The 6,528-nt window shown below is 70.6% G+C and carries 7 protein-coding genes and 1 pseudogene; 3 read left to right on the forward strand and 5 right to left on the reverse strand.

Annotated elements, in window-relative coordinates:
* Positions 1 to 867, reverse strand: an 867-nt coding sequence (locus tag ABTZ89_RS33720; RefSeq protein ID WP_351052448.1) for an SGNH/GDSL hydrolase family protein, incomplete at its 3' end; no start/stop codon positions are given.
* A gap of 124 nt (positions 868 to 991) precedes the next feature.
* Positions 992 to 1,561, reverse strand: coding sequence for a GNAT family N-acetyltransferase (locus tag ABTZ89_RS33725; protein ID WP_270953030.1), 570 nt, complete (start codon positions 1,559 to 1,561; stop codon positions 992 to 994).
* Between the two features lie 356 nt (positions 1,562 to 1,917).
* Here ABTZ89_RS33725 and ABTZ89_RS33730 point away from each other — a divergent pair, with 356 nt between their 5' ends.
* From ABTZ89_RS33730 to ABTZ89_RS33740, 3 genes are read left to right on the forward strand one after another with little or no spacing between them, the layout of a single operon-like run.
* Positions 1,918 to 2,364 (forward strand): SAV_6107 family HEPN domain-containing protein, encoded by a 447-nt coding sequence (locus tag ABTZ89_RS33730; RefSeq protein WP_270953031.1) that lies wholly within the window; start codon positions 1,918 to 1,920, stop codon positions 2,362 to 2,364.
* Positions 2,361 to 3,131 (forward strand): maleylpyruvate isomerase N-terminal domain-containing protein, encoded by a 771-nt coding sequence (locus tag ABTZ89_RS33735; RefSeq protein WP_270953033.1) that lies wholly within the window; start codon positions 2,361 to 2,363, stop codon positions 3,129 to 3,131. Before ABTZ89_RS33730 ends, ABTZ89_RS33735 begins: the two co-directional genes overlap by 4 nt.
* A gap of 56 nt (positions 3,132 to 3,187) precedes the next feature.
* Complete coding sequence (locus ABTZ89_RS33740; RefSeq protein ID WP_351052453.1) at positions 3,188 to 3,706, forward strand: GNAT family N-acetyltransferase; 519 nt, start codon at positions 3,188 to 3,190, stop codon at positions 3,704 to 3,706.
* Positions 3,707 to 3,718: 12 nt separating this feature from the next.
* Here the strand turns inward: ABTZ89_RS33740 and ABTZ89_RS33745 are convergent, their stop codons facing one another.
* The 3 genes and pseudogenes from ABTZ89_RS33745 to ABTZ89_RS33755 form a co-directional block, all read right to left on the reverse strand.
* The gene (locus tag ABTZ89_RS33745; RefSeq protein ID WP_351052455.1) at positions 3,719 to 3,952 is read right to left on the reverse strand and encodes a hypothetical protein; all 234 of its coding nucleotides are present in this window, start codon (positions 3,950 to 3,952) and stop codon (positions 3,719 to 3,721) included.
* A 39-nt stretch (positions 3,953 to 3,991) separates the two neighbouring features.
* Positions 3,992 to 4,198, reverse strand: a complete 207-nt coding sequence (locus ABTZ89_RS33750) for a hypothetical protein (RefSeq protein ID WP_270953036.1) — start codon at positions 4,196 to 4,198, stop codon at positions 3,992 to 3,994.
* 82 nt (positions 4,199 to 4,280) lie between these two features.
* Positions 4,281 to 6,440: pseudogene (locus ABTZ89_RS33755) on the reverse strand (Lhr family helicase); the annotation flags it as partial.
* Positions 6,441 to 6,528: the final 88 nt, after the last annotated feature.

Below are 6,528 nucleotides of genomic sequence, written 5' to 3' on the forward strand. Positions count from 1 at the left end.
ATGCCGACGACTTCTTGCTGCACCACCGCGACCACGGCGGGATGGCCTGCCCGCGCGATCGACACCACCTCGGCGGCGGAGAAGACCGGTTCCCCAGGCCGCGCCCCCGGTGGCGCAGGCGTCGTGCCCCAGCGACGGGCCGTAGGTGTCGACGAACGTGGCGCCGGTGCGCTGTGCCGCGCCGGCGATCGCGGCGTTGAGCTCCTGCTCGATCTCGTCGGCGTAGCGGTAGTCGCCGTCGGCCATCGGGATGACGTCCGGGCAGTAGCCGGTGGGCGGCACGATGCGCGGGTAGCCGATGACCAGGATCTGAGCCTGCGGCGACCGTTCCTGCACGCCCCGCACGACCTCCGCCACGCGGTGCCCGGTGAGTTCGATGCGGCGCTTCAGGTCGTCCCCGCCGTCGGTGGCGAAGTGCTCGCGGCACGGCGATCCGACCGGGTCGGTGGCGCGCAGGCCGGAGCAGATGGCGATGGTGTCGCCGAAGACGCTGAAGTCGTTGCCGCCGATGCCCAGCGTGACCAGGTCCGTTTCCGCGGTGAGCGCGTCGAACTGGGGTCCGGAGTACCAGTCCTGCGCGGTGGTCATGTCCGTGGTGTCCGCGCCGCCGCAGCTGACGTCGGTGAACTTCGCGGGCTCGAGGTCGCGCGCCAGCAGCGACGGGTAGTTGTTCGTGGACCTCCCGCACAGCAGCGGGTCCAGGCGCATCCACGGGATCAGCGGTCCGGAGGTGAACGAGTCGCCGAGGGCGACGTAGTGCTGGTACTCGGGTTCGCCGGCCGCCGCGGGAGCGGTGGCGAGGGAGACCCCGGCCAACACCGACAACGCGATCCCGCTTGCTCTGCGGAGCAGTCCCACCTGGCCCATCGGCACCTCCACCTGTCATCAGCCGTCGATGACGCAGTGAAGACGATCACGTGCCGAATGGGCAAGGATTTTCGTGAAAGTTATTCGGATTTTGCCCCCGGACGTCCGAGCGGGGCGCAGGCCGTCAGCGGGGCTCGAGGGGGAGGGGGCGGCCGAGCACCGCGAAGGGGCGCGGGTCGCCGGTGAACCGGTAGTTGCGCAGGACGTCGGTGAAGCCGACCCGGCGGTACAGCTTCCAGGCCCGCGTCGGGCCTTCCGGCGTGGACAGCAGGACCTTGCTGCCTGGTGCGCCGGTGAGCAGGCGGCGCAGGATGCTCTCGCCGAGCCCGCCGCCCTGGGCTGCCGGGTGCACGTGCAGCTCTGTCAGCTCGAAGTAGTCGTCCATCCAGTCGCCGATCGCGACTTCGCTGGTCATCAGGCCGCGGCGGACCTGCTCGTGCCACCACTGGCCGGGCGCGCCGAGGTAGCCGTACCCGATGCCGATGAGCTCGTCCTGCTCGCTGAACGCGCCGATGCAGCGCCAGCCCGCGCGCAGCATGTGCGCCGACCACATCGGGGCGCGTTGCTGGGCGGTGCTGGGCGGGTAGCCCATCGCGGTCACGTAGACCTGCAGGGCCTCGGGCAGTCGGGCCCGGAGCTGGTCGGTGGTCAGCTCGGCGATCCGGTCACAGCGGGGCGATGGTGCGGCGGTCACGGCCGAACAGTAGCCGGTTCGAGGCGCGAGGTCCTGCCTGGCGTGCCCTTCGGGTGTCGGTGCGGTCACCCGGTGTTCGATTCGTCCCTCCGGGTGATCATCTTCGCTGGTCATGACTCGAACAGGTGAGCTACGGCGCAGTGCTTGAGTCGATCGGCCGAGCGCGCTAATCTGAAGATGTTCGAACGGAAGTTCGATGAACGTCAGTTCGAACATCGGGTCCGGTGGTGGAGTGGGGGAAGCACTCCTCCACCGGGCCCACCGCCTCGAAGACCAGCTGCTCGGGGACGTGTCGTCGCTGGGCAGCGCGGTCGCCGGGTGGTGTGGACGGCTTCGTCGTGCAGAGGAGAGCGCCGATGTCTTTTCCCGCCGATCTCTCGATTCCCGCTCCGCGGAGCTCCGTGGAGAACCAGGGCCCGACCCCCGAGGCGGAAACGCCGGCGGGTTCGCTGTCGTTGCTGCTCAACGCCCGGACCTGCCTGCACGAAGCGGAGCAGGCGGAACACCCGGGCGAGCGGTACGTGTCCGCCCACGTGGCGGCGCTGCGCGCGGCCACGGCAGTGGTGGTGGCCCGTTCCCGGCAGCGCGAGCAGGGGCGTCCGGCCAGCGTGTGGACGCTCTTAATCGAGGCCGCCCCGGAACTGCGGGAGTGGGCGGCCTACTTCGCGGCACGATCGGACCGGCGCGCGGCCGCCGAGGCCGGCGTGCCGACGATCACCTGGCTCGACGCCGACGGTCTTCTGGCGCGCAGCCGGGAATTCCTGGACATCGTTGGGCGCAGCTTGTTGGGGGTGGCGCGGTGAACGGCACTGAGGTGGGACTGGACTACGGGCGGATGCTGGACCTGCTCGGCATCGAGGCGCAGCTGCTGACTGCGGCGACGCACGACGCGCACCCGGACGCTCCGGTGTGGAGCGCGTCCGGGCGGACGTTGGGGCAGACCGTGCGGCACGTGGGCGACCTGTGCGAGGACGTGTTGTGCTGGCTGGGGTCCGCCGAGATGGAGCGCGAGTGGGCGCTGCCGGAGCAGCCCGAACTCCGCGAGGTGACGAACCGGTTCGCGGTCCGGTTGGCCGGACTGCTGGCGGAGTTCGGGGCGCGACCACCGCACGACCCGTGCCCGACCTGGTGGCCGGAGCAGCACGAGGTGCGGTTCTGGCTGCGCCGGATGCTGCACGCCACCACGGTGCACCGGGTGGACGTGCAGACGGCGGCGGGCGTGGAGCGGACCGCGATCGAGCCCGACGTCGCGACCGACGGCATCGACGAAGTGCTGCGGGTGTGGTTCGACTACCGGCTGCGCGCACTGGGCATCACCGCGAGCCACCCCTGTTCGGTGGGGGTGTACGTGGACGGCCGCAACTGGCTGGTCACCGCGGATCAGCACGGGACCGCGGTGGTCAGTTCGGACGACGTGGCGACCACGACGCCGGATGCGGTGGTGGGCGGTGACGCGGCGGCGGTCTACCTGTGGATGTGGGGTCGACTGCCGAACCGGGCGGTGGAGACCAGCGGGGATCCGAACGCGGTGGCTCAGCTGTGGGGGTTGTTGCAACTCGCCACACGCTGACGGCGGCGGGGGAAAATTCGGTTGCGGCACAAGCGCAATCGGTGCAGCGTGGTCGGGTGCTGATCCGACGCGAGACCCCCGCCGATGCCGCTGCGATCCACCAGGTGCACGCGGCTGCCTTCGCCGATGCCGACCGGCCGGACGCGGTTCCGGCGGAAGCCGGGCTCGTCGACGCGCTGCGCGCGGACGACTCCTGGCTGCCGGAGCTGTCGATGGTCGCCGAGCAGGACGGGAAGGTGGTCGGGCACGTCGTGTGCACCCGCGGCCACGTCGGCGACGTTCCGGCGCTGGCACTGGGGCCGATCGGTGTGCTGCCGGACCTCCAGCGCGGCGGCGTCGGTGCGGCGTTGATGCACGCGGTGCTCGGTGCGGCTGATGCGCTCGGCGAGCCGGTCGTGGTGCTGCTCGGGCACCTGGACTACTACCCGAAGTTCGGGTTCGAGCCGGCGCAGGAGCGCGGGATCACGCCGCAGGTTCCGGACTGGGCCTCGCACTTCCAGGTCCGAACCCTGGCGTCCTACGACCCCGCGATCCGCGGCGAATTCGCCTACCCGAAGCCGTTCATGGAGCTGTAGCGGGCTCAACAGTCACGGTTGGTCCCAGAAGGAGAGGAGAGCTGCGAACAACAAGACGAAGATGAAGACTGTCGCGTAGGCGACGAGGATTCCGAGCAGCGCGGAGCTCAGCAGCAGACCGGAGAAGCGCCAGCCTCCCCGCCAGCCGTGCCGTCGCAGCTTGCGGTACATGTTCAGCCCGCCCGCCGGCAGTGCAATGGCGAGCAGCGTGATCAAGAACGCGTCCACGTCCGGATTGTCGATCATCGAAGCCCAATTTCCCCTCGGAATGGGAAAGCTGGCCTTTCAGGCGATGACGAACAGGGTCGCGAGCACCATGATCATGAGCGTGTACGCCGCGATGTAGGCGAGGGCGCCGACCAGCAGGGCACCGGCGACGAGACCGGAGAACTGCCAGCCGTCCTGCCAGCCGTGCCGCCGCACGAGCCGATGCAGGGTGAACCCACCCGCCGCGAACGAGATGGCCAACAGCACGACCTGGTACAGATCCACAACTTGACTATCGATCAACGCCTCGCGATCGATACTGAGTTCTGAGGTTCTGGTGGTCTTCTTGCGTGGCGAACACCGGACGTCAGGCGCGCAGGCGCAAGCCCTTCGGGGTGGCGCGGAATCCTGCTTCGGTCAGCACCGCCGCGAGCCGTGATCCCCACGCGCCTTCGCCGTCGGCGCGCTGCACAGAGAGCTGTTCCAGCCAACCGTCGCGGACGACGCGCGCGAGCCCTGCCGCAGCTGCTCGAAGCGCTGACTCGTCCTCAGTGAACGACAGCAGCGACTTCCCGCCGCGCTCGACGTAGAACACCGCCTCGCCGGACACGAGAACCACCAGCGCGCCCGCCTTGCGCCCAGGTCGATGCCGGGTTTCGCCCATCGCAGCAGGCCATTCCAACGCCCCGCCGTACGGCTGGGCCGGATCAGCCGCGGCCAGCACCACGGCCTCGCCGTCGCTCTCGTCCCGGGACAGCGCGCGCAGGCGGTCGATCGCACCGGGCACCGCGAACTGCGCCGCCCCGAGTCCTTCGACGACGTACCCGCGACGGCAACGCCCGGATTCCTCCATAGCCCGGAGCACCTTGTACACGGCGGAAAATCCGCCGGTGACGCGCTCGATGTCCAGCGCTCCGCGAGTGAGCACCCCGTGCCGCTCCAGGAACGCCTCAGCGCGGGCGTGCGCGCGACGCGTCGGTTCGCTCGACGGCTGCGGCGCCAGCGACCAACGTCCGGAAACCGTCGGCGGACCGCTCTGGCTCGGCATCGACGGACGCCCCGCACGCAGTCGCGCATAACGGCCTCGTGGCGCACTGCGTCGAGGCTTGTGCGCAGCACCGCGCCCGGAGACCAAGGACCGCAACGGGGCGAGCGTGTCGTTGGTGATCGAGCCGGACCAGACCAGATCCCACAACGCCGAGGTGACTTCGTCATCCGCGGGTGCGTTCTCCTCCTGCTCCAGCAGCAGCGCCCCCGCGCGATCGGCCAGCTGCCGGAAGAACAGCGCCCCACCGTCCAATGCGGACACCACAGCTCGGTGCAGCGGCGAGTCGGCGCCGGGCTCCTCCGGCAGATCCGGCAGCAGCAGATCGGCGACGTCGGTGGGCGCCAACGCGATCCAGCCGTCACCGCCGGCCAACGCGCCGGATCCCACCCAGGTGACCTCCCCGGTCGCGGTCAACTCGTCGAGCAGCGCGGGGGAGTAGCCGGGCAACCGCGCGGGCAGGATCAGCGACTCCAGGCCGCTGGCCGGAACCGGCACCCCGGCCAGCTGCTCGACGACGGAGTACACGTCGTCGACGGTCGGCGCCGTGCGCAGCCGCGCGCCGATGCCGTGCCAAGCAGGCAGGAATCGGCCCAGAGCGGTGGGTTCGACCGGTTCGACCTCCGCGCGCAACCGGGCCAGCGAAGCCCGCCGCAGCCGCCGCAGCACCTCGGCGTCGCAGTACTCCAACGCCCGGCCGCCCCCGGCCTCCAGCGGCCGCAGCTCGCCGCGGACCAGCCGACCGGAACCGGCCATCCGGTCCAGCACGCCGTGCACCACCGCGACTCCCAGCCCGAAGCGCTGCGCCGCGGTATCGGCGGTGAACGGACCGCGGCAGCGCGCGTAGCGGATCAGCAGATCGCCCAGCGGATCGGCGACCGGTTCGGTGAACGCTTCGGGCACCCCGACCGGCAGCGCGACACCGAGCGCGTCGCGGACCTTGCCGGCGTCCTCGATGGCGATCCAGCGCTCCTGCCCGGCGATGCGCACCTGCAGCACGCGCCGCTGTTCCAGGAGATCGGCCAGCCATTCGGCGCGCACACCTCGCGCTTCGGCCTCCGATGTGGACAGATCACCGAGGAAGCGCAGCAGATCCACTGCGGACTCCGCGTCGCGGGCGCGCCGGTCCGGGGCGAGCCGTTGCAGCTGCTGCTCGATCTCCTCCAAGGCCTCGGGATCGAGCAGCTCCCGCAGCGCTTCCGACCCGAGCAGCTCGGCCAGCAGCGTCGAATCCAGGCTCAACGCGGCCGATCGCCGTTCGGCCAGCGGCGCGTCGGTCTCGTACAGGAACATGCCGATGTAGCCGAACAGCAGGCTGCGCGCGAACGGCGACGGCGTCGGGGTCTCGACCTCGACCACCCGCACCTTCCGGGCGGCCACCTGCGACATCAGCTCGGTCAACCCGGGAAGGTCGTAGACGTCCTGCAGGCATTCCCGCATCGCCTCCAGCACGATGGGGAACTGCTCGTACTGCACCGCGACCTTCGCGCAGGTGGCTCCCGAAGCGATGACCCGGGCATCGTCGGTGTTCGCGACCACGCGTCAAGTGGCCGCGGCCGCGGGGGTGGCG

The sequence above is a fragment of the Saccharopolyspora sp. NPDC002686 genome, assembly GCF_040295745.1.
GTDB classification, from domain to species: Bacteria; Actinomycetota; Actinomycetes; order Mycobacteriales; family Pseudonocardiaceae; genus Saccharopolyspora; species Saccharopolyspora oryzae.